At 71.8% G+C, this 22,142-nt stretch carries 16 protein-coding genes and 1 pseudogene; 11 read left to right on the top strand and 6 right to left on the bottom strand.

Annotated elements, in window-relative coordinates; genetic code table 11:
• Positions 1–139 precede the first annotated feature (139 nt).
• Together AB0D99_RS32545 and AB0D99_RS32540 are read left to right on the top strand one after the other, a co-directional pair.
• Complete coding sequence (locus tag AB0D99_RS32545) at positions 140–1,507, top strand: peptidase C39 family protein (protein ID WP_362370634.1); 1,368 nt, start codon at positions 140–142, stop codon at positions 1,505–1,507.
• Positions 1,508–2,350: 843 nt separating this feature from the next.
• On the top strand, positions 2,351–3,778 hold the full coding sequence (locus tag AB0D99_RS32540; protein ID WP_362370631.1) for a PQQ-binding-like beta-propeller repeat protein: 1,428 nt from the start codon (positions 2,351–2,353) through the stop codon (positions 3,776–3,778).
• Positions 3,779–3,879: 101 nt separating this feature from the next.
• Here the strand turns inward: AB0D99_RS32540 and AB0D99_RS32535 are convergent, their stop codons facing one another.
• The 4 genes from AB0D99_RS32535 to AB0D99_RS32520 form a co-directional block, all read right to left on the bottom strand.
• Positions 3,880–5,925 carry a protein kinase gene (locus tag AB0D99_RS32535; protein ID WP_362370628.1) on the bottom strand — a complete coding sequence of 682 codons (2,046 nt, stop codon included), beginning with the start codon at positions 5,923–5,925 and terminating at the stop codon, positions 3,880–3,882.
• Between the two features lie 78 nt (positions 5,926–6,003).
• The gene (locus tag AB0D99_RS32530; RefSeq protein WP_362370625.1) at positions 6,004–8,016 is read right to left on the bottom strand and encodes a serine/threonine-protein kinase; all 2,013 of its coding nucleotides are present in this window, start codon (positions 8,014–8,016) and stop codon (positions 6,004–6,006) included.
• Between the two features lie 151 nt (positions 8,017–8,167).
• Positions 8,168–8,977: a DUF6585 family protein gene (locus AB0D99_RS32525; RefSeq protein WP_362370622.1), complete on the bottom strand. Its 810-nt coding sequence runs from the start codon at positions 8,975–8,977 to the stop codon at positions 8,168–8,170.
• Between the two features lie 188 nt (positions 8,978–9,165).
• Positions 9,166–12,378 carry a BTAD domain-containing putative transcriptional regulator gene (locus AB0D99_RS32520; protein ID WP_362370619.1) on the bottom strand — a complete coding sequence of 1,071 codons (3,213 nt, stop codon included), beginning with the start codon at positions 12,376–12,378 and terminating at the stop codon, positions 9,166–9,168.
• Between the two features lie 439 nt (positions 12,379–12,817).
• Here AB0D99_RS32520 and AB0D99_RS32515 point away from each other — a divergent pair.
• The 3 genes and pseudogenes from AB0D99_RS32515 to AB0D99_RS32505 all read left to right on the top strand — a co-directional run.
• A pseudogene (locus tag AB0D99_RS32515) lies at positions 12,818–12,955 on the top strand (peptidase C39 family protein); the annotation flags it as partial.
• Between the two features lie 74 nt (positions 12,956–13,029).
• Positions 13,030–13,176: an SCO1431 family membrane protein gene (locus AB0D99_RS32510; protein WP_362370616.1), complete on the top strand. Its 147-nt coding sequence runs from the start codon at positions 13,030–13,032 to the stop codon at positions 13,174–13,176.
• Positions 13,177–13,424: 248 nt separating this feature from the next.
• Positions 13,425–14,597 (top strand): acyl-CoA dehydrogenase family protein, encoded by a 1,173-nt coding sequence (locus AB0D99_RS32505; RefSeq protein ID WP_362370613.1) that lies wholly within the window; start codon positions 13,425–13,427, stop codon positions 14,595–14,597.
• Here the strand turns inward: AB0D99_RS32505 and AB0D99_RS32500 are convergent.
• The gene (locus AB0D99_RS32500; RefSeq protein WP_362370611.1) at positions 14,560–14,847 is read right to left on the bottom strand and encodes a hypothetical protein; all 288 of its coding nucleotides are present in this window, start codon (positions 14,845–14,847) and stop codon (positions 14,560–14,562) included. The genes AB0D99_RS32505 and AB0D99_RS32500 overlap by 38 nt on opposite strands.
• Positions 14,848–15,006: 159 nt before the next feature.
• Here AB0D99_RS32500 and AB0D99_RS32495 point away from each other — a divergent pair, with 159 nt between their 5' ends.
• Together AB0D99_RS32495 and AB0D99_RS32490 are read left to right on the top strand one after the other, a co-directional pair.
• Positions 15,007–16,143: a hypothetical protein gene (locus tag AB0D99_RS32495; protein ID WP_362370608.1), complete on the top strand. Its 1,137-nt coding sequence runs from the start codon at positions 15,007–15,009 to the stop codon at positions 16,141–16,143.
• A 29-nt stretch (positions 16,144–16,172) separates the two neighbouring features.
• Positions 16,173–17,264 carry a phosphotransferase family protein gene (locus AB0D99_RS32490; protein ID WP_362370605.1) on the top strand — a complete coding sequence of 364 codons (1,092 nt, stop codon included), beginning with the start codon at positions 16,173–16,175 and terminating at the stop codon, positions 17,262–17,264.
• Between the two features lie 6 nt (positions 17,265–17,270).
• Here the strand turns inward: AB0D99_RS32490 and AB0D99_RS32485 are convergent, their stop codons facing one another.
• Positions 17,271–17,639: a hypothetical protein gene (locus AB0D99_RS32485; protein ID WP_362370602.1), complete on the bottom strand. Its 369-nt coding sequence runs from the start codon at positions 17,637–17,639 to the stop codon at positions 17,271–17,273.
• 225 nt (positions 17,640–17,864) lie between these two features.
• Between AB0D99_RS32485 and AB0D99_RS32480 the strand changes: the two genes are divergently transcribed.
• The 4 genes from AB0D99_RS32480 to fxsA all read left to right on the top strand — a co-directional run bounded on the left by AB0D99_RS32480 (position 17,865) and on the right by fxsA (position 21,974).
• Positions 17,865–18,305 carry an Lrp/AsnC family transcriptional regulator gene (locus tag AB0D99_RS32480; protein WP_137990589.1) on the top strand — a complete coding sequence of 147 codons (441 nt, stop codon included), beginning with the start codon at positions 17,865–17,867 and terminating at the stop codon, positions 18,303–18,305.
• Positions 18,306–18,393: 88 nt separating this feature from the next.
• Positions 18,394–20,016, top strand: coding sequence for an amidohydrolase (locus AB0D99_RS32475; RefSeq protein ID WP_362370599.1), 1,623 nt, complete (start codon positions 18,394–18,396; stop codon positions 20,014–20,016).
• 516 nt (positions 20,017–20,532) lie between these two features.
• Positions 20,533–21,312 (top strand): polyprenol monophosphomannose synthase, encoded by a 780-nt coding sequence (locus AB0D99_RS32470; protein ID WP_362370596.1) that lies wholly within the window; start codon positions 20,533–20,535, stop codon positions 21,310–21,312.
• A 65-nt stretch (positions 21,313–21,377) separates the two neighbouring features.
• Complete coding sequence (gene fxsA / locus AB0D99_RS32465; protein WP_362370593.1) at positions 21,378–21,974, top strand: FxsA family membrane protein; 597 nt, start codon at positions 21,378–21,380, stop codon at positions 21,972–21,974.
• Positions 21,975–22,142 lie beyond the last annotated feature (168 nt).

The following is a 22,142-nucleotide window of genomic DNA, read 5'->3' as shown; positions in this document are numbered from 1 at the left end:
AGGCGAATCGCTGGCAGAAGCCCTTCAGGAGCCGCGATAGTGGTCCACGCCCGGCACCGCGCACCACGGTGTCCGGGGACGCGCCCACCCGCAGCCCCGTCCGTTCGTCTCCACCGTTCTCGACTGGGGGTCACCGCCCATGACCAGCTCCACCCCGCGCAGAACCGTCCTCGCCGCCGCGCTCGCCGCCGCCGCGGGATCGGCCGCGGCCTCCGCCGCCCCTGCGACCGCCCTGGCCCGCGGCGACGCGGAGGCACCGGCGGCCGGAGCCGCACCCGGTCTCGTCGACAACCGCTTCTGGACCTCGTACACCGACTGGCGCTGCGGCGGCTCCGCCGGTACCCGGGCCGTCGCCGGCCACCGGCCCGGGCTCGTGATCGCCACCCCCACCGGCCGTCTCGACTACACCGACCCGCACACCGACACCACCTCCACCTGGGAGTACGCGAGCTGGACCTCCCCCGTCCACACCTCCACCGTCCCCGCGACCGAGGTCATCGCCTCCTGGAACGCCGACACCCCGCCCGGAACCTGGATCCAGATCGAACTGCGCGGCACCTACGACGACGCGGGCACCACCCCCTGGTTCGTCATGGGCCGCTGGGCGGCCGGCGACGGCGACATCAAGCGGACCTCGGTCGACGACCAGAGCGACGGCAGGAGCTCGGTCTGGACCGACACCCTCTCCGTCGACGACGCGGCGAGCGGGCTGCGTCTGGTCTCGTACCAGCTGCGCCTGACCCTCCACCGCGCCCCGGGCACCCGGCTGACCCCGACGGTCTGGCGGCTCGGCGCGATGGCCTCCGACATCCCCGACCGCTTCACGGTCCCCGCCTCCGTGCCCGGGCTCGACCGCGAGCTCGCCGTCCCCCGCTACTCGCAGAACACCCACGTGGGCCAGTACCCGGAGTACGACAACGGCGGCGAGGCGTGGTGCAGCCCCACCTCCTCGCAGATGATCGTCGAGTACTGGGGCCGCGGACCGAGCGCCGAGGACCTGGCCTGGGTGAACCCGGACTACGACGACCCGCAGGTCTGCCACGCCGCCCGGTACACCTTCGACCACCAGTACGAAGGCTGCGGCAACTGGCCCTTCAACGCCGCCTACGCCGGCACGTACCGGGACATGAACGCGGTGGTGACCCGGCTGAGCTCCCTCACGGAGCTGGAGACCCTGATCGGCGCGGGGATCCCGGTCATCACGTCACAGTCCTTCCTCAAGGAGGAGCTGACCGGCGCCGGCTACGGCACCTCGGGCCATCTGATGACCGTCATCGGCTTCACCCCGACCGGCGACGTGATCGCCAACGACCCCGCCTCACCCGACAACGAGGCCGTCCGCAGGGTCTACCGGCGCCGCGAGTGGGAGAACATCTGGCTGCGGACGAAGCGGTACGACGCGAACGGCAAGGTCAGAAGCGGTACGGGCGGTGTCTGCTACCTCTTCTGGCCGGCCAGGCCCACACCGAGCCGGCGCCGCGCGCTGCGGGAGCTCGGCCTGGCGTGAGCATGTGGGGCCCGACGGCCGTCTCGACGACCTGACGGCAGCGCTCCTGCCCGTCCTGCGTGAGGTGGCCGTACCGGTCCCCCGTGCGGGCGTAATTCGGCGTGTACTTTCCGGAGGCGTCCTCGTAGCGAGTCACCTGCCTCCGGATCCGCAGGGAGCCGAGTCAGCTCCCCCCCCGAGACGTACGAAGATCCCGAGGCGCCGCGGGATGCCGACGAAGGCCGGTCAGGCCCTGCCGGTGGGGAGAGTTGGCCACTGCGCTGATCTGCTTGGCTTTCCGACCTGTCGCAGCCGTCAGAGCTCGTTTCAACAGGACTTCATCGGAAGTGCAGCGCGGTGCGCCAGAGTCTGTCTGGCCCGTGGTCGGCCCTGCCTGGCCAGGTCGCGTTGCCTTCCTGCCCGGCCCGTGCGAGCACCGGGAGGAACGGGTCGGCAAACCCGACTCGGTGGCGAGGTCAGGGGCTGCTCCAAGACGCCTCGCCACGGGCCCGGCCATGCCAGTCCGTCGCGGACGCGGCAGCGGGCTCCGCCCGGCGGTCGACCCTGTCATCGAGAAAGGTCACCCGACCCCGACCCCGTCCGACGTCGCCGATCCCGTGCTTCGCGGTCCTCTACAGGGCGCGCCCACGCGGACCTGACCACCGTAGCCCTCGCTCAGAACAGCTCCCCGGATGCCAGCACTACGGGGAGGCCGCCCTCGTCGTCGTAGGAAGAAACCGGATGTCGCAGTCGAACGAGCCCTGGTACAAACACCGTCCGCCGTCGTGGCCTGTTCCGGACAATCCGTACGCACCCGAGGGCTATGGTCCGCCGCGGCCCCGCCCGCGCCATCGGCGGTGGCCGGTGGCTGCCGTGGCCCTCGCCCTGCTGCTGCTCGCCGGCGCCGGCGTGTACGCCGTCGGTGAGCGCTCGGGACCGGACCGTGCGGGATCGCACAGCACCGGGCAGGGCGGTGCCGGTTCGGAGAGCGGGGCGCCGTCGACCACGGCGCCCCCCACGGCGAGTGCCCGCCCTACCCCTTCGCCCACCCGCATCCTCACCACCGCGGAGATCGCGCAGCGCCGTAAGGCCGGCGAGGCGAGCGCGTGGATCGTCGACGACCGCACCGACCTGCCCCGCCGGAACATCCCGACCGAGGACCTCTGGATCGTCGGCGACACCGCCGTCCAGGCCATCTACAAGAGGGTCGTCGCCCACCGGCTCAGCGACGGCGCTCAGCTGTGGAGCGTCGACCTCCCGACCCCCGTCTGCGAGACCCCGGTCAACGCGGCCCCCGACGGCAAGGTCGTCATCGTCCTGCAGAACGTCGAGGCCTGGACCGGCGCCCGGTGCAACCAGCTCCGGATGATCGACCTGCGCACCGGAAAGGTGGGCTGGCACAAGGAGTTGACCGAGACGGGCGCGGGGGACGGCACGATCATCGTGGACAGCGCGATCAGCGGCGGCACCGTCGCGATCGTCCAGAGCATGAAGGCCGCCGCCTACCAGGTGGCCGACGGGAAGAAGCTGTACGACATTCCCCTGGAGAACCCCGGGAAGTGCTACCCCGGCAGGGTGGCGGGCGGCAGCCGGCTCCTCGTGGTCGCCGACTGCGCGATCACCGCGCTGGAGAAGGCGTACGACCAGGTCCGGGAGATCGACCCGGCCACGGGCAAGGTTCGCTGGCGCTACCGGACGGAGCCGGGGAGGAGGATCGGCCAAGTGCTCTCCGTCTCACCGGCCGTGATCACCACCGCGCATCGGGAGACCCATGCGGACGACTGGCGGGTCGTCGCCCTCGGACCCGACGGCAAGGTCCGCAGGACCATCGACCCCCGGCCGAAGGGGTTCAAGCACTGCGGAGACTCCCTCAACACGAGCGCCAACGCCCAGTCGTGTCGGGAGGCCGTCGTCGGCGGCGGCCTCGTGCTCCTGGGCGGCACCGACCGCGTCGGCGCCTACGACCTCGGCACAGGGAAACTCGTCTGGGGCGTGAAGTCCGAGGGGACCTCGAACGGCTACTACCCTCTGCGCGTCGGACCGGGCAGGACGGGGATCGTCTACCAGCCGGGCACATACAGCGATGCCGGGCGGGTCTTCCGGGTCGGACCCGGCGGCGTGGACACGATCAAGGACGTGCTGCGGCTCCCGGCGTCCACCGCGAAGCTCGAATTCGGGATGGCGGTCGTCGGGGAGAACGCCTACGTGGGTGACCGGCTCGTGATCGCGCCCGCCGGTCTGCACGGCGACGACGCCCAGCACGAACCCCGCATGCTCTCCTTCGCTCCCTGACATCGACGCGGTCGGCATCGGTGGGCGTGCCGCACGTCGTCGAGGACGACACGCACTACCTGGCACTGCTCCTCTCCTTCTGAGTCCGGTTCCCGGCTGCGTCAGGGCATCCGCCAGAGCAGAACCGAGTCCTTGGCTTCATAGCTGATCGCCATGCCGAGGCCGATCGCCACGGTCTTGCCGTCCGGGCTGACGGCCACCGCCCCGACCTGGCTGGGGCACTCGTAGCCGCCGACTTCCTTCCCCGCGACCGTGTCCCACACCTGGACGGTCGTGCCGGCGCCGCTGACCAGAAGGCGTCCCTCCGGATGGAACGCGAGGACCTCGGCCCCGCCCTTGAACCGGACGACCTCCGAGCGGGACTCGGTGTTCCACAGCACGATGTGGCCGTCGCCCTTGCCGAAGGCGAGGACGCTCCCGTCCGGGCTGAACACGGCGACCTCGGCGTTGTTGCCGTCCTTGACCGTGCCGGTGGACTTGCCCGCGGGGGTCAGGGTCACCAGGGAATTCCCACCGTTGACCAGCATCTCACCGTCGCCGCGGAACGCCACAGGGCCGCCAGGGTCGTCCAGGGAGACGGCCGTGTGCTTGCCGGACGGCAGCTCCCAAAGGTGCAGCCCCTCCCCGGTGCTCGCGGCCAGCCTCTTACCGTCCGCGCTGATCGCCAGGTCCGTGGGCCAGCCCTCCTGGCTCGTACCGCTCGTGGTGGACAGCGTGAACGTATGCACGATCTTGCCGGTGGTCGTGTCCCAGATGCGGACCCTGCCCTCCTCCGCCCTGACCAGGAAGCCGAGGTCCCGGCTGAACACCGCGGCCTGCAAGAACTTCCGGGCGCCGATGTGGACCGGGTCGCCTGCCCCGGTGCTCGGATTCCAACGCCGGATGGTGTCGGTGTCGGCGCCGTACAGCTGCTTGCCGTCCTCGCTGAAGGCGAGCACCCGCCCGTCTTCGAGGCCCTCGAGGTGGATGACCTCTTCGGCTTTGTCCGGCTTCGAAGTGCCCTGCGTGGGGCCGGGCTTGTCGCCGGCGTCGGAGGTTCCGCCTGCCTTGTCGTTGTCACGCAGCAGGATCGGCACCCCGACCGCCGTGGCTGCTGCCGCCGTCCCGAGCCCGGCGAACAGGAGCGTGCGCCGCGACAGCGCACCCGGGCGCGGCCTGTCGCCCGCGTCTTCGGTGGTGCTCACCGGCCCGAACCCCGGCGGCGGAGCACTGGGGGCCACGGCGACGGTCGGCGGGTGGGTCACCTGAGGGGACACGGCAGCCGCGGGAAGCATGGGGATACGAGGATCTACCGGGCCGGCTCCCACCGGCCGCGGCCCCCCAGCCCCGGCCCCGCCGGCGGCCGCACCTGTCGCGAAGCGCCCGGGCAGCTCATCGACGGCCGGCCGCGCCTCGGGGGCCTTGGCCAGGCACGCGGCGAGCAGCTCCCGCAGCGCAGCGTCGTCGATACCGTCGAGCGCGGGCGGTTCGTCCAGGATGCGCTGGACGATCTCGATCAGCGTGGGCGCGTCGAACGGCCCGCGCCCGGTCGCGGCGAACGCGAGTACCGAGCCGAGCGAGAACACGTCGCTCGCCACCCCCGCCCGGTCGGCGCGGATCTGCTCCGGCGACATGTACGGGTAGGTGCCGACGACTGTGCCCGTCGCGGTGAGCGAGCTGGCGTCCATGGCGCGGGCGATACCGAAGTCGATGACGCGCGGCCCGTCGTCGGAGATGATCACGTTGCCCGGCTTCAGGTCCCGGTGCACAAGGCCGCACTTGTGGATCGCGGTGAGCCCTTCCGCGAGCCCCGCACCGAGCCGCCGCACGGCGGGGGCGTCCAGCGGTCCGTTCTTGGCGACGACTTCATACAGCGTCGGGCCCGGGATGAACGCCGTGACCAGCCACGGGGACTCGGCCCCGGGATCGGCGTCGACCACCTGCGCGGTGTGGAAGCCGCCCACCCGCCGCGCCGCGTCCACCTCGCGGGCGAACCGCTCCCGGAACTGCGGGGCCGCCGAGAGCTCTCGCTTGATCAGCTTGACCGCGACCTTCCGGCCGCCCGGCGACGTACCGAGAAAGACCGATCCCATGCCTCCCTCCCCGAGCCGTCCGTCCAAGCGGTAGGGGCCGACCCACTGCGGATCGTCGGGCCTGAGTGCGTCCATGGGTTCCGTCCGGTGCGGGGAGGATCAGAGGGGTCGGGAGTGAGGTGGTGGCGTGAGTGGTCTCTCCGGCACTGCCGCTCACGGCAGCTTCCACAGCTGGATCGACGGCTCCATCCCGTCCTCGCCGTGCGCCGGGGTGCACACACCCGCCAGAGTGTGGCCGTCCGGGGTGAAGGCAAGGCGGCCGATGGAGGCCCGCATCGGGGTCTTCGGATCGCCGACGACCAGGGTGGTGGCGAGATTTCCGCTGGCCGCGTCCCAGACGCTGACCGTGCGGCCGACGGTGTCGGTCTTCTCGGTCTCCACGAAGCGGCCGCCGCCCACGACGATCGCCTTGCCCGAAGTCCCGGCGTCGGCGGGACGGTACGCCGCGCTGTCGAGGTGCTTGTGTTGATCGGTGAGCTTCCTGGTGAGTCTTCCGGATGCCACGTCCCACAGCTGGACGCCGAGTCCGCTCGCGATGAGAGTCCTACCGTCGGGGCTGAACGCCACCTCGGAGTGGTTCTCGAACTCACCGTCGCGCAGGGTCTTCAGCAGGCGGCCGTCCTCGGCGTCCCACAGCCGGATGCCGTTCGCGCTCTCTTCGCCGGCGACACCGGCGAGGGTCTTGCCGTCCGGGCTGAAGGCGATGCTCCCCGCCTTCCCTTCAAGCGTCTCGCGGACCCGGCCCGTGACCGGGTCCATCAGCTGGATCCGGTCGCCGACGCCGACGGCGAGGGTCTTGCCGTCCGGGCTCACGGCCAGGCACCTGACGAAGTCGTCCTCACTCCCGTACGCAGTCAGCTTCTTCTTCGGGGCCCCGCTGTTCGCGTCCCAGGCGAGCAGCTCCATGAGGGCGCCGGAGTACAGGGTGGTGCCGTCGGCGCTGAAGGCCACCGCCCAGACGGCCTTGGTGTGGCCTTCGAAGGTGGCTTTCTCACGGCGCGCGGTGAGGTCCCACAGCTTCAGCGTCGTGTCGTAGCCGCCCGTGGCGAGGAACTTTCCGTCCCGGCTCACCGCCAGGCTCTCGATGTCCCCTTCGTGGCCCTTGAGTTCGCCGACGGGCCTGGTGATGTCCCGGTCGGGGCTCTTGCTCGCCTTCGGCTTGTCCTTCGCCTCGGCGGGTGGGGCGTCCTTCGGCCACAGCACGAAGGCGGTGGGCACGGCGGCCACGGCCGTCGCGGCGGCAAGCCCGCCGAACAGTACGGAGCGGCGCCGGATCGGACGGTCGTCGACGGGAGCTGTGGCCGGAAGCGGGGGATTCGCCGGAGGCATGGCCGGTACGGGAGGTGGGGTGGGGGCTGTGACAGCCAACCGGCGCAGGAGCTCTGCGGTCGGTGGGCGCTGGGTGGGATTCTTGGCGAGGCAGTGGCAGACCAAGGCGTGCAGAGGGCTGCCCACGGCGATGTCGGTGAGTACGGGTGCCTCGCTCGTGACCCGGTGGATGATCGCCAGGACGGTCGACGCGTCGAACGGGCCCCGGCCGGTGGCAGCGAAGGCGAGCACCGAGCCCAGGGAGAAGACGTCGCTGGCGGGGGTCACCCGGGCGGGGGCGCGGATCTGCTCGGGCGACATGTAGGCGTAGGTGCCGATGACGGTGCCCGTGTGCGTCATCGGCCCGGCGTCGGGGGTGTGCGCGATCCCGAAGTCGATGATGCGCGGGCCGTCGGCGGCGAGTATGACGTTGCCGGGCTTCACGTCCCGGTGCACAAGCCCGCAGTTGTGGACCGCGGCCAAGCCCTCGGCGATTCCGGCACCCAGGCGGAGCACGGCAGCGGGAGGGAGCGGGCCTTGTGCGGTGACGACCTGCTGGAGCGTGGGGCCGGGGATGTACTCGGCGGCCAGCCAGGGCGAAGCGGCCTCGGGATCGGCGTCGACGATCTGGGCGGTGTGGAATCCGCCCACCCGCCGCGCCGCCTCGACCTCACGGGCGAATCGTGCGCGGAACCGAGCGGTGGCCGCGAGCTCCGTCCGGACGACTTTCACCGCGACCCTGCGTCCGGCCGCCGATGTTCCGAGAAAGACCTGCCCCATGCCGCCCGCGCCGAGTCGCCCTTCGAGCTGGTACGGGCCGATGCGCCGGGGATCCGAAGGGGCCAGAGGCTCCACCATGGCTACGCGAATCTTCCAGGTAGGTGTGTGATCACATGCGGAATTGACCCGTGCGCGGTGCACGGCGGAGGTGGGACTTCGCCCTGTTCCCGACGGTCGCGAATGCGCTTGCCCAGGCGTCGCGGGGCAGGCGGGGCTTTCGAAACACGCCCTAGGACTGTCGTGTGGCTTCGTGCAGTCTCTTGGCCACGGTGGAGAAGACCGGGAAGTTCGGGATCGACGACACCGGGACGTCCATCGCGAGGAGCCGTCGGCCCTCCTCCTTGACGTGGAGACGGCCGTTGACAGGCCGCATGTCGCGTATGCGGGCCCACGGCAGGGTCCGTCCTTTGAATTCCACCCCGTTCAGGCTCAGCCTGATCGTGTTGAAGATGAGTTCCTGCCCGCGCGCCACGTCTTCCATGGCGCCGCGCAGTTGGGATTCGCTGACTGCCTGCACGATGGCCGGTCCCCATTGTTCGGGATCGGTGAACTCCGCTCCCTGTACATGGGTGACGATGCCCGCGTAGCGGGAGGTCGACGTCCTGCGGGTGTCGCCGATGGTGAGGGCCATGCCGTCCTCACCGATGAGCGTGTACACATGGCTGGATTCTGTGATGCCGTTCTTCCGCGAGTGGAGCACGTCCTGGTGGACCTGGACGGAGTCCCAGCCGAAGGTGTGGGCCTTGCCGTCGTGGGTGGTCACCACCGCGCCGTGCTGGAAGAGGTCGAGCCGCGCGTCCTTGCCGCGCCGGGCCAGTCTGATCTTGTCGATCAGCATCCATCCGAACGCCACGTACATGAGTGAGAAGGCCAGCAGCGGTATCGAAGCGCCGAGTGCCACGACCATCGTGATCAGCAGCGGTGTGCCTCCGCCCAGGAGGACGATGCCCCCCAGTACGTATCCGGTCCACGGCGGGCGAATGGCTACGTAGGTGGCCTGCTGTGCGCCGAGCCATGCAGCCGTGCCTGATCCGGTCATGCCGCCCCTACCCCCGGGAATCCCATCATCGCCACGGTGATGTGGTGGATCCACAACTCCGGCCTCGAGTGCCACTGTGGGGCACTCCCATGGTCCGGCGCTGAAATCGGGCTGCAGGGTTCATGAACCCCGTGGTCGCACCCTCGTCGCGCCTGCCAGGAGGTGCCGCGAGTCCGGCTGACGGACGGTCACTGCTTGTGTCGCGCCACGTCGTCTTGTGGAGACGTCGGGCGTGTGGTCAGGAGGCCGGCGGGTGGGGTCGCCCGGACGGTGCCCGTGGCTTCCAGTCCCTCGCGTGCCATCCCGTATTCGCGGGCGTGGTCGTCGGCTCCGGGCAGGGCCAGAGCGGCCCGGAACTCCTGCTGTGCGTCGGTGTGACGGCCCGTTGCCGCGTAGGTGCTGCCGAGCCGGATGCGCACTTCCATCTCCAGCCATGTGCTCGTGTGTGGGGTGAGCGTCGACAGCGCCTCGTGGTGGAGGTCCACGGCCGAGCGCAGGTCGCCTCGGGTGTGCTCCGCGGCAGCAAGCCGTGACAGGGTCGCCGCGCGCAGTGGCAGGTTCTCGACCTCACCGGCCAGTGAGGCGGCCCTCCTCAGCAGGTTGGTGGCCACCTCGTACCGGCCGAGCGCCAGCTCGCTCTCGGCCACGAAGCACAGGGTGCTGCTGATCGTCCTGGGCCGGCCGTTCTTCTCCGCGAGTGCCAGGGCGGTTCTGTAGTGCCAGAGTGCCTCTTCGTACCGTCCCAGCCGGTGATGGATGGCGCCGAGGTTGCAGTGGGACACCCCCGTCAGCCAGTCGTCGGCGAGGTCGGATGCCAGCCTTACCGCCTTGTCCAGGCCGGAAAGCGCCTCCTCGATGTTCCCCAGCTGCCCCAGCACGACGCCCGTCCCGGCGATCGCGCGAGCCTCTTCTCGCACGTCGCCCCCCGCGCGGCTGTGTCGCAGGGCCTCGGCGAACCATGTTCCTGCCTGCCGGAATCGTCCCTGGTAGACATCGATGACACCCATGCAGTTGCGCAGCGCCGCGGGCATCCGTCGATCGGTGGTGGCATCCGCGCACGCCAGGGCGAGTTCCAGGGCAGTACGGCATTCTTGGTGGTGACCGTGCCCGGCCAGGTGGTCGACGAGGGCTTCTGCGAGCAGACACGCGTGGTCGGCGTGGCCGCCGGCTGCGGCGAAGGCCACGACATCGACGAGTTCACCACCCATGGAGCTCAGCCACGCCGACGCCTCCCGCCACCCGGCGAACGGCGAACAGGCGGGGGTCGAGCGGGGGGCGGCCGAACCGGTGGCGAGTGCGGGAAAGCCGCCGGGCCCCCAGTCGCTCGCCATGCGGCCCGCCACGGTGTAGAGGTGCAAGACGGCGTCGCGGTCTGCCGCAGCTACTTCGGGGGCCTCACCGGCCAGGCGGCGCGCATGCGCCTTGACGAGATCGTGCAGCCGGTATCGGCCAGGATGCGGTTGCTGCACGAGGCTGGCGTCGACCAGATCCTCCAGGACATCCTCGGCCTCCTCGCGGGAGCCGCCCAGCATGGCGGCGAGCGTGAGCCGGTCGAAGCGTACGGTGGGGTTCGTTCCCAACGCGCGGAAACCACGCCGCAATTCCGGGCCGAGCTGGTCGTACGAGACCCGGAAGGCGGCCTCCACACTGCGATCCTCTGCCCGCAGCTCGGCGAGACCGTGCGCGTCGTCGGACATCCGGCCGGCGAGAAACGCCAGGCTCCAGGACGGCCGGCTCTGCAGCCTCGCACTCGCGATCCGCAGTGCCAGGGGCAGGCCGCCACACCGCCCGGCAAGTTCACGCGCCGCCTCAGGCTCCCCGTCGGCCCGCACCTCGCCGACGAGCTCGCGGAGCAGTCCGACGGCAGCGCCCGTACCCAGCGGCTCCACCGTGAGCCGCAGGTCGGCGTCGAGGCCGGTCAGACGCTGACGGCCGACGACCAGGACTCGACTGCCCGGTCCTGCCGGCACCAGCGGACGCACCTGCTCGGCGCTACGTGCGTTGTCCACGACCAGCAGCAGCCGCAAGCCACTGGTGGCGCCGCGCCAGGCTGTGACGAGATCTGCCAGGTTGTCTGCGGCATCGCCGGGTCCGTGAGGCTCGTTCGCACGTTCCGGGCTTACGTCGTCGGCGGCGCGAACCGCACGGAGCAGCCGGCGCAGGGCCCGCTGCGGGGTGACGTCCTCGTGGGCGGCGCCGTGTGCGTGCAGGTCCACGAAGAGGCACCCGTCGGGGTGGGCGTCGCCGAGCGTCCAGGCGGCACGCACCACCAAGGCGGTCTTTCCCACGCCCGCTGTGCCATCGACCGTCATTACGGAGACCGCGTCCGGCGACACAGGGGTGGTGAGGAGAGCGAGCTCCTTCTCGCGCCCGACCAGGCAGGCGATGTCGCCGGGAAGTTCGTTGCGACCGCGCCAAGCACGGGGCCGGCCGGGGAGGCCGGTGAGATCGGACCCTGCGGAAGCGTGAGACGGGTCGGTTCCGCTGGGGAGGCCGTCTCGGTCACCGGAGGCCGCGTGCCCGCGCGAGGGGTCCTGGGGCTCGGGTCGCCCGGGGGCGAAGGCTGCCGCTGGGCGCGGGCGGACGGTCCGGCCGAGCAACGGCAGCTCGTCCCGGCGCAGGACGGCCTGGTGTATGCGGCGCAGCTCCTCGCCGGGTTCCACGCCCAGCTCGTCGATGAGCCGGCGGCGCGTCTCGGAGTACACGGAGAGCGCCTCGGCCTGGCGGTCGCTGCCGTACAGGGCACGCATCCGCAGCGCGGCGAGCGGCTCATCGTGCGGCAGTGAGAGGTGCGTCGACAGGAGGGTGTCCAAAGCAGCCGGGTAGTCACCGAGCAACACCAGACACTCCGCGCGGTCCTGGAGCAGCGCGCGCCGTTGCCGGACCAGACGCTGCCGTTCGGCAACAGCGAGCGGACCTGGCAGACCGGGCAGAGGCTCCCCGCGGAACAGATCGAGGGCCCTGCTGCCATGATCGAGTGCGGCATCCAGGTCGCCGGCGGCCTTCGCCCGCTGGGCGCTCCCAGCCTCCTTGGCGAGTTCGGCGGTGTCGGTCCGGACCTCGCCGGGCATGAGGCGATAGCCGCCGTTCTGCCCACGGATCACCGACCGGCCCCCGTGAGCGCCCGGCTCGTCCAGAGTCTTGCGCAGCGCGTAGACATAGCTCGGCAAGACCCGGTGTCCGGTTCCCGGGGGAGTGGCCCCCCAGACGTCGTCCAGGAGCTGCTGGTAGGTCACGAAGTCGGGCGAGCGCAGGACGAGAGCGGCGAGCACCGCCTGCCGTCGCGCGGGGCCCAGCACCAGCGGCGCGCTGCCGCGACGGGCCCGGACCGACCCGAGCAGATCGATCCGCAGATCACCTGCGGCATCGGCAGTTCCCTTACCCGATGAATTCACGCTCACGCCGAATCCCCATGCCCCGTGTGTCCGTTGCCTGCCCGCCGCAGGAGCCCCATTGCTTCAACAGGACTTCATCGGAAGAGCAGCGTGCAACACAGTCTGTCAGGCCGTGAGATCCGTGCATTCGGGGAGCCGACCCTTCACGCCCGGCGCGCCCGAGCTGAGACCGACCCGACAGATCCGGCGTCAGCGCCGCGCCGAACCGGCGAAGAGATGAGGGACTTCGGGCCGTGGACGGACACAACCAAGAGCAGTGGCCCATCCACGGGAGCAACGATGAAGACCCTGATCCACCCGACCGCAAAGCCCTCACCCCGGAGATGGGCCCTCGGGCCCTTGGCGCTCCCTGCCTGCGCCCGAAGGAGTCGGCTGCCCCGGGCAGCTCCCGGCCCCGCAGCGCGGGTCCGACGCTCCCAGGGGGCTGCGCGTTGCGTTGAACGGAAACATCTGGCTCCGTACCAAGCGGTACAACGCGAGCGGGAGAGTGGTCTCCGGCACAGGAGGGGGCTGCTACCTGTACTTCCCCGACCGGCCGACACCCGCCCAGCGCAAGGCGTTGGCGGCCGTCGGCGTTCGCTGACGGGGGTCCGGCGCGGCGCGGGGCGTGAGGAACGTCTCTACCCCGCGGCCGCCCCCGCTGGCACTGTGGTGGCCATGACCGCCACCACCCACTCCGCCGCCCGCTCCCGTGCCCGCACCGGCGGTCCCCGGGACGACGGACCGAAGATCCTTGAGCACGTCCTGGGCTGGACCCTGGTCGTCGTCCTCGCCATGTTCGTCACCCAGGCTGGACTGATGTGACCTCGTCCCCCCGGAGCCCGACCCCGAGGCGCCGCCCCGTGTGACGGAGGCCGTGCTCCCGGGCCCGGACCCCGAGGCGCCGCCCCGTGTGACGGAGGCCGCCGAACGGGCATACTCCCCGCGCCACGGGCGCCTGGCGCCCCCGAGCGTGATCCGCCGGGGGCAGCATCGGCGCAGCAGTGACCACCGGCGGCACCGCGCCACCCGCGCGCGCCGTCGCAGCGCCCGAGAGGGAGGAGTGCGCCGCCATGCCCGACCGCGCCCCGCAGACCGTGGAACGCCGTCTGCCCACCGAGGAGGCCGGGGACCTGTTCGCCCTGGTCCGGGAGATCACCGAACGGGAGATCGCGCCCCGCGCCGCCGAGGAGGAGGACGCCGGCCGCTTCCCCCGGGAGGTCTTCTCCCTGCTCTCCGCCTCCGGACTGCTCGGACTCCCGTACGCCTCCGAGTACGGCGGCGGCGACCAGCCCTACGCCGTCTACCTCCAGGTGCTGGAGGAGCTCGCGGCCGCCCGCCTCACCGTCGGTCTCGGCGTCAGCGTCCACTCCCTGTCCTGCCACGCGCTCGCGAACTTCGGCACCGAGGAGCAGCGGGCCGCGCATCTGCCCGCGATGCTGGGCGGCGGCCTGCTCGGCGCCTACTGCCTCTCGGAACCGGCCTCGGGCTCCGACGCGGCCGCGCTGCGCACGAAGGCCGTCCGGGACGGCGAGGAGTGGGTCCTCACCGGGACGAAGGCGTGGATCACCCATGGCGGGATCGCCGACTTCTACACGGTCATGGCACGGACCGGAGCCGAGGGCCCGAAGGGGATCACCGCGTTCCTGGTTCCGGGCGACGCGGCGGGGCTGAGCGCGGCCGCGCCCGAGCGGAAGATGGGGATGAAGGGATCGCCGACCGCGCAGCTCCACCTCGACGGGGTGCGGATCCCCGACGCCCGCCGTGTCGGCGAGGAGGGCCGGGGGTTCACGATCGCCCTCTCCGCCCTCGACTCCGGGCGGCTCGGGATCGCGGCCTGCGCGGTGGGGGTCGCCCAGGCGGCCCTGGACCACGCCGTCTCGTACGCCGGCGAGCGGCGTCAGTTCGGCCGGCCGATCGCCGACTTCCAGGGGCTCCGCTTCCTGCTCGCCGACATGGCGACGCAGATCGAGGCGGGCCGCGCGCTGTACCTGGAGGCGGCGCGGCTGCGGGACGAGGGGCGGCCCTTCGGGCGGCAGGCGGCGATGGCGAAGCTGTTCTGCACGGACGCGGCCATGCGGATCACCACGGACGCGGTGCAGGTGCTCGGCGGCTACGGGTACACCGCGGACTTCCCCGTCGAGCGCTACATGCGTGAGGCGAAGGTGCTGCAGATCGTCGAGGGGACCAATCAGATCCAGCGGATGGTCATCGCGCGGCACCTTGTCGGACCAGAGACCCGCTGACCAGGGTTCCGCTCACCCCGCTGGCCCGTACGGTGCGGTCGACCCAGACGGGGGCGGCCATCAGCCGGTTCCACTCCTGGTCGCTACGGCCGGGAAGCGTCCGGCCGTGGCTGGCCCACTGGGTGAGCAGCGCCTTGTAGATGGGTGGGTCGGTGAGGTGCGCCGCCTGGTGCGGAACCGATTCTTCAACGCGCGGCTCAGCGAGGCGACGCCGTCCGCTCCCGACCGGGGTGGTGTACAGCGAGGTCATGCCCCTCCCAACGCGCCCGGCCGGTCGGGGGTCACCGCCCGACGCCGTCGAGCGGGAGTTCGGGTGCTACCCGGGACCGATCCGGGGCCGCACGACTCTGGCACTCGGCCTGTCTTCTGACTTACCGTCAGATCTCGCTCGCCGACCAGGAGGTCAGCCATGTCCGAGGACCGGCACGCCGACGACCGGCCCGTCGCACTCGACGAGTACCCGGTGCACCAGGCGCCGCTCTCGATGAAGCACCACGTCAGCGGCGATCGCAACGCCTACGACCGCTGCATCTTCCACGTCCTCGACCACCAGGGCCGGGCGCTCCTCATCGCCGGGCTCGGCGTGTACCCCAATGCCGGGGTCATCGACGCCTACGCCACGCTCCGTACGGGCGACCGGCTGCACGCCGTACGCGCGTCCGACGCCCTCGGCGACGACCGGACGAACCTCGCCGTCGGTCCGCTGCGCATCACCGTCGACGAGCCACTGAAGACGCTCACCCTGCACTGCGAGGCCGACCCGGCCGAACCCGAGGGGCTCTCGTTCGACCTCACCTGGAGCGGGGACTTCCCCGCCGTCTGGGAGCCCCACCACACCCAGCGCCGGGGCGACCGGCTCATCCTCGAAGGCCGCCGTTTCGTCCAGGCCGGCCACTGCACGGGCGCCATCCGGGCCGGCGGCGAGGAGTTCACGGTCACCCCGGGGGAGTGGACCGGCACCCGTGACCGCAGCTGGGGCGTCCGGCCCATCCCCGGCGAGGAGCCGGGCCGCGCGGACGAGTTCCGGCCCGAGGGATTCCACTGGCTCTGGATACCCATGCGCTTCGACGACCGCTTCGTCATGGTCATTGCGCAGGAGGACGCCGACGGCTACCGCACCCTCAACGAGGCCGTGGTCGTACGGAACGGCCGGCGCGACACCCAACTCGGCTGGCCCCGCACGGACATCACGTACCGGCCGGGCACCCGCCATCCCGAGCGCGCCGTCGTCCACCTCACGGACCCGACGGGCAAACCCCTGGAGGTGGAGGTCGAGATCCTCTCCTCCTCGCCGCTCGCCGTCGGCGCCGGCTATCCGCCGGCGAGCGACTGGCAGCACGGCACCTGGCAGGGCCGCGGCTGGATCGACCGCAGGGTCTACGACCTCTCCGACCCCGCCGCCCATCCCATGGCCGCCTTCGGCGTCACCGACCACGCGGCCCGCTTCACCCTCGAAGGGCGCACCGGGTACGGGATATTCGAGCACGGCTCCTTCGGCCGCCACGACCCGAGCGGCTTCGCCGACCACACCTCCACCGCCGGCTGACCCGAGCCCCCCAGAGAAGGAGCCGGCCCATGGCCACCGCGCCCCGCCCCCGTACCTCCACCCGTGATCCCGAGGAGCTCGGCCGTCGACTCACCGAGTGGCTCGCACCGGTCCTTCCCGGCGCCCGCGTCACCGGCCTCGCCGTGCCCGGCTCCAACGGCATGTCCAGCGAGACGCTGCTCTTCGACATCGACCATCCCGACGCGCCGGTACGCGGCTGCGCCCTGCGGCTGGCCGCCGACCCCGCCGCGTACACGATCTTCCCCGTCTACGACATGGAACGGCAGCACCGGGTGATGAGCCTGGTCGGTCGGCACACCGACGTTCCCGTGCCGCGCGTGCTGTGGCTCGAACCCGAGCCGGGGCCGCTCGGCGCACCGTTCTTCGTGATGGCCCGCGCCGAGGGCCGGGTCCCGCCGGACGTCATGCCCTACACGTACGAGGGGAACTGGCTGCACTCCGCCAGTGACGCCGAACGCGCCCGCCTGGAGGCCGAGTCGGTCTCGGTGCTGGCCCGGCTCCACGACCAGTTCCCCGCGAAGGAGGCCGAGTTCCTGCTGCCCGAGGGCCACGGCAGCCCGCTGCGCCGGCACGTCGACGCCCAGCGCGCCTACTACGCGTGGGTGGTGGAGGGGCTCGCGCCCTCGCCGCTGATCGAGTCCGCCTTCGACTGGCTGGAGGCGAACTGGCCCGCCGACGAGGGCCCCGCCGTCCTCAACTGGGGCGACGCCCGCATCGGGAACATCGTCTACGACGGATTCCGGCCCGCCGCCGTGCTCGACTGGGAGATGGCCGCCTTCGCCCCGCGCGAGGTGGACCTCGGCTGGACCGTCTATCTGCACCGCTTCTTCCAGGACCTGACCGTGAGCTTCGGCCAGCCCGGACTGCCCGGCTTCCTGCGCCGTGAGGCGATCGAGCGGCGCTACGCCGACCTCACCGGCCACACCCCGCGGGACATGGAGTTCCACACCCTCTACGCGGCGCTGCGGCACGCGATCGTGATGCTCAGGGTCGCGTACCGCCAGGCGCACTTCGGAGAGGTCCAGGTGCCGGAGAACCCGGACAGCCTGATCCTGCACCACGCCACGCTCGCGGCGATGGTGCGCGGCGGCTACTGGTAGGCGTCGTTACGCCGCACGCCGCATCTGCGGCACCTTGATCGGACGCGAGCCCGGACCGCCGACGTGCGAGAAGGGCTGCGTCCGCCAGTCGAGACCCTGAGGGAGCGTCAGCAGGAGCGCGGTGTCCTGCTCCTGGAGCTCCAGCGTCTCGTCCGCGGGGCGCGCCTCGGCCGCGGCGCGGCCCGTGCCGGGGCAGACCGTCAGCACGAACGGGTTCCACGGCGTCGGGCACAGCGCGTGCTCCGGCAGCACGTCCTCGTCCGCGAGCAGCGCGATCGGCTGGACGCAGTCCGGGCAGACCACCCGGTACATCTCAAAGGTGTCGTAGGCGTCGAGCTCGTCGGTCGTCTCGACCGAATCAACAGGCTCCTGCATGGAGAATCTCCCCCTCGGGTGGGTCGACCACGTTCGGATGGCCTCGACCACAGCAAGCAATTCCCATACGGCCCGGCGCATAACCGTGAGGTCTCGTACGAGCTGGCCGCAAACCTGTGGTCTTCGTCACATGCCTGTCGCAGGTGCCCCGAGGATGCCCATTGATGCCTTTGGCGCAGGGCCCCCGGCTGTGCCGATGACGCCCCGGGGCAATAGGTTGACCGCATGGAGGAGCTGGATCGTCAGATCGTCGAGTTGCTCGTCAGGGACGGGCGCATGAGCTACACCGACCTGGGCAAGGCCACCGGCCTGTCCACCTCGGCCGTGCATCAGCGCGTCCGCCGCCTCGAGCAGCGCGGGGTCATCCGCGGCTACGCCGCCGTCGTGGACCCGGAGGCCGTCGGGCTGCCCCTGACCGCCTTCATCTCGGTCAAACCCTTCGACCCCAGCGCCCCCGACGACACCCCGGACCGGCTCGCCGACATCCCGGAGATCGAGGCGTGCCACAGCGTCGCGGGCGACGAGAACTACATCCTCAAGGTCCGCGTCGCGACCCCGCTGGAGCTGGAGCACCTGCTCAGCCGCATCCGCTCCCAGGCCGGAGTGTCCAGCCGCACCACGGTCGTCCTGTCGACGCCGTACGAGGCCAGGCCGCCGCGCGTCTAGGGCGTGCATCGAAGTAGCGCCGTCCGTCCGACCGGGGCGGCGGGCCCGGCGTTCGGCCGGGTGCCGCCCCGCATCTAGCCTGGTCACCATGAGCGAGTCCCTTCCTGACAGCGAGCACTCCACCGTCCTGCTGCGCGGTGGAGACGTCCACAGCCCCGCAGACCCCTTCGCCACCGCCATGGTGGTCGAGCGCGGTCACGTCGCCTGGGTGGGTTCGGAGGGTGCGGCCGACGCCTTCGCCTCCGGGGTGGACGAGGTGATCGACCTCGAAGGGGCGCTCGTCACCCCCGCGTTCGTCGACGCGCACGTGCACACCACGGCGACCGGCCTCGCGCTGACCGGGCTCGACCTGTCCGCCGCCGCGTCGCTCGCCGAGGCGACGGAGACGATCCGCGCCCACGCCGCCGCCCGCCCCGACGACCGGATCCTGATCGGGCACGGCTGGGACGCCTCGCGCTGGCCCGAGCGCCGGGCGCCGCGCCGCGACGAGTTGGACCGCGTCACCGGCGGCCGCCCGCTCTACCTCACCCGGATCGACGTCCACTCCGCCGTCGTCACCACCGCCCTGCTCGACCTCGTCCCCGGCATCCGCGAGCTCTCCGGATTCCGCGACGGCGAGCCGCTGACCGGCGACGCCCACCACGCCGTCCGCCGCGCCGCCTACGCCGCCCTCTCGCCCGCGCAGCGCACGGAGGCCCAGCGCGCGGCCCGCGCGCACGCGGCCTCCCTGGGCATCGGCACCCTGCACGAGTGCGCCGGACCCGAGATCTCCTCCGAGGACGACTTCACCGGACTGCTCGGCCTCGCCCGCGAGGAACACGGGCCGCGCGTCGTCGGCTACTGGGCCGACCTCGACATCGAGCGGGCCCGCGCGCTGGGCGCGGTCGGCGCGGCCGGCGACCTGTTCGCCGACGGTTCGCTCGGCTCGCACACCGCATGCCTCCACGACCCGTACGCGGACGCCGGCCACACCGGCCACGCCCACCTCGACGCCGCCACGGTCGCCGCCCATGTCGTCGGCTGCACCGAGGCCGGCCTCCAGGCCGGCTTCCACGCCATCGGCGACGCCGCCGTGACGGCCGTGGTCGACGGTGTCCGGGCCGCCGCCGAGAAGCTCGGCCTCGCCCGGATCCGCGCCGCCCGCCACCGCGTCGAGCACGCCGAGATGCTCACCCCCGAGACGATCGCGGCCTTCGCCGAACTCGGCCTCACCGCCTCCGTGCAGCCCGCCTTCGACGCGGCCTGGGGCGGCGAGGAGGGCATGTACGCCGAACGTCTCGGCGTCGAGCGGGCCCGCACCCTCAACCCGTACGCCGCCCTGCTGCGCTCCGGGGTGCCGCTGGCGTTCGGCTCGGACAGCCCGGTCACCCCGCTCGACCCCTGGGGCACCGTGCGCGCGGCCGCCTTCCACCGCACCCCCGAGCACCGGATCTCCGGCCGCGCCGCCTTCACCGCCCACACCCGGGGCGGCTGGCGGGCCGTCGGCCGCGACGACGCCGGCACGCTGGTCCCGGGCGCCCCCGCCGACTACGCGATCTGGCGAGCCGACGAACTCGTGGTGCAGGCGCCCGACGACCGGGTGGCCCGCTGGTCGACGGATCCGCGCTCGGGGACGCCCGGCCTGCCCGATCTGACGCCCGGCGGCGACCTCCCTGTCTGCCTGCGCACGGTGGTGTCCGGACAAACGGTCTTCGTCCGGCCGAACGAGTGACACAGGGACATTTCGTACCGCCGATCGATGATCAACCGGCTCGTCCACGACCTGCGGATCCGCCCCACTGACCTGGCACTATCGGTCATCTCCGCAGGTCGAACGAGTGTTGACAGCGAGCGGCCACCGGCCGGTAGGTTCGGCGAGTCCACCACAGGACGTCCGACCGGGTTCACCTCCACGCAGTCGTCGAACGCCGCTGGGTCAAGGAATGGTGTGCCGCACCGGCTCACCATCACCGGGAACCAGGTTCAGCGCCCGCGCCTCGGGGGCGAGGGAAGGTTTCTCCGGCGGATGGTGCGACCCGGGTGGGGCCCGGACGTTCAGTAGACAACGGCTCTCGGTCGACCCGCAGCCAGCGGGTTCCAGGTCGGCCCGAAGGGCGCCGGGCCCCGATCCGCACCTCGCGCAGCACGCCGTGCGCGCCCACGGAGCCCCGCAACCGGGCAGCCGCGACCGAGCCGAGCCCGGGGCTCGCTATGGTGGGGGTTCGCGTATGTATCCGAAGGGGCAGCAGTGAACGACGGTGGCCAGAGGCGTTACGGCCCGCTCGGCAGAGCCTTGGTGATCATTCCGACCTACAACGAGGCGGAGAACATCAAGCCGATCGTCTCGCGCGTACGGGCGGCCGTACCGGAGGCGCACATCCTCGTCGCCGACGACAACAGCCCCGACGGCACGGGCAAGTTCGCCGACGAGATCGCGTCGGACGACGACCACGTCCACGTCCTGCACCGCAAGGGCAAGGAGGGGCTGGGCGCCGCCTACCTCGCCGGCTTCCGCTGGGGCATCGAGAACGGCTACGGCGTCCTCGTCGAGATGGACGCCGACGGCTCCCATCAGCCCGAGGAGCTGCCCCGGCTGCTCACCGCCCTCAAGGGAGCCGATCTGGTGCTCGGCTCCCGCTGGGTGCCCGGCGGCCGGATCGTGAACTGGCCCAAGTCCCGCGAGTTCATCTCCCGTGGCGGCAGCCTGTACTCCCGCGTCATGCTCGACGTCCCGATCCGCGACGTCACCGGCGGGTACCGGGCCTTCCGCAAGGAGACCCTGGAGGGCCTGGGCCTGGAGGACGTGGCCTCGGCCGGCTACTGCTTCCAGGTCGACCTCGCCCGCCGCGCCGTCGCCGCCGGCTTCCACGTCGTCGAGGTCCCGATCACCTTCGTGGAGCGCGAGATCGGCGACTCGAAGATGAGCCGCAACATCGTCGTCGAGGCCCTGTGGCGGGTCACCGGATGGGGTCTGACGGCCCGTGCGAACAAGGTGGGCAAGCTGATCGGCCGCAAGTCCGCGAACTGACCCCTCTCCGCGTACTGATCTCTCCTTTACGGCGTTCCTGCGACGGTCCAGGCACACTGGGGGGCATGACCAACGGCGCACCGCCTCCCCTTGCCCCCAAGCGCTCCCGCGCGCGTACGTATCTCCCGCTCGCCCTCGCGGCCTGGCTGGTCCTCGAGATCTGGCTGCTCACCGTGGTGGCGAACGCGGTCGGCGGGCCGGCGGTCTTCGGTCTGCTGGTCGGTGGCGCCGTGCTCGGCGCCGTGGTGATCAAGCGGGCCGGCCGCAGGGCCTTCAAGAACCTCACCGACACCTTCCAGCAGGCGCAGGAAGCGGTTCAGTCCGGCGTCGCGCCGGACGTCGGCGACCGCTCGGGCCCGCGCGACCGCAACGGCTTCCTGATGCTGGGCGGTCTGCTCCTGATGATCCCCGGCCTGATCTCCGACGCGGCCGGTCTGCTGCTGCTCCTCCCGCCCGTGCGCACGTTCCTCGGACGCCACGCGGACCGGGCCGCCGAGCGCAGGATGAACGCCGCCGCGACTCCGGGCAGCCTCCAGGACGCCTTCCAGCAGGCCCGTATGCGCCGCCCCGACGGCAAGGTCGTCCAGGGCGAGGTGATCCGCGAGGAGGGCCCCCAGGGGCCTCAGCGGCCCCAGGAGCCCCGCCCGCCCCTGATGCAGTGAGGAACCGCGCGCCCGGTGCCCGTCCGTGAGGACGTACGCCGGGCGCCGGGGCGTACGACGGACGACAGACGCCGCGGGGGGCCGGGGAACAAGGGTTGCGGGGGCCCCGGGGGGGGGGGCGGCCTGCGCTGCGCGCGGGGGGAGTGCGGGGGTGCCGGGGGGGGTACG

It is taken from the genome of Streptomyces sp. NPDC047971 (assembly GCF_040653355.1).
Taxonomy (GTDB): Bacteria; Actinomycetota; Actinomycetes; order Streptomycetales; family Streptomycetaceae; genus Streptomyces.
Note: the sequence above shows the minus strand (reverse complement) of the source record. Positions and strands in the feature narration are given on the sequence as shown.

Bases quoted from the DNA above. Each gene is read 5' to 3' on its own strand.
- AB0D99_RS32495 (WP_362370608.1), top strand. From the start codon at position 15,007: ATGTCCGAGGACCGGCACGCCGACGACCGGCCCGTCGCACTCGACGAG.
- AB0D99_RS32475 (WP_362370599.1), top strand. From the start codon at position 18,394: ATGAGCGAGTCCCTTCCTGACAGCGAGCACTCCACCGTCCTGCTGCGC.
- AB0D99_RS32505 (WP_362370613.1), top strand. From the start codon at position 13,425: ATGCCCGACCGCGCCCCGCAGACCGTGGAACGCCGTCTGCCCACCGAG.
- AB0D99_RS32480 (WP_137990589.1), top strand. From the start codon at position 17,865: ATGGAGGAGCTGGATCGTCAGATCGTCGAGTTGCTCGTCAGGGACGGG.
- AB0D99_RS32490 (WP_362370605.1), top strand. From the start codon at position 16,173: ATGGCCACCGCGCCCCGCCCCCGTACCTCCACCCGTGATCCCGAGGAG.
- AB0D99_RS32525 (WP_362370622.1), bottom strand. From the start codon at position 8,977: ATGACCGGATCAGGCACGGCTGCATGGCTCGGCGCACAGCAGGCCACC.
- fxsA (WP_362370593.1), top strand. From the start codon at position 21,378: ATGACCAACGGCGCACCGCCTCCCCTTGCCCCCAAGCGCTCCCGCGCG.
- AB0D99_RS32530 (WP_362370625.1), bottom strand. From the start codon at position 8,016: ATGGTGGAGCCTCTGGCCCCTTCGGATCCCCGGCGCATCGGCCCGTAC.
- AB0D99_RS32510 (WP_362370616.1), top strand. From the start codon at position 13,030: ATGACCGCCACCACCCACTCCGCCGCCCGCTCCCGTGCCCGCACCGGC.
- AB0D99_RS32545 (WP_362370634.1), top strand. From the start codon at position 140: ATGACCAGCTCCACCCCGCGCAGAACCGTCCTCGCCGCCGCGCTCGCC.
- AB0D99_RS32485 (WP_362370602.1), bottom strand. From the start codon at position 17,639: ATGCAGGAGCCTGTTGATTCGGTCGAGACGACCGACGAGCTCGACGCC.
- AB0D99_RS32535 (WP_362370628.1), bottom strand. From the start codon at position 5,925: ATGGACGCACTCAGGCCCGACGATCCGCAGTGGGTCGGCCCCTACCGC.
- AB0D99_RS32500 (WP_362370611.1), bottom strand. From the start codon at position 14,847: ATGACCTCGCTGTACACCACCCCGGTCGGGAGCGGACGGCGTCGCCTC.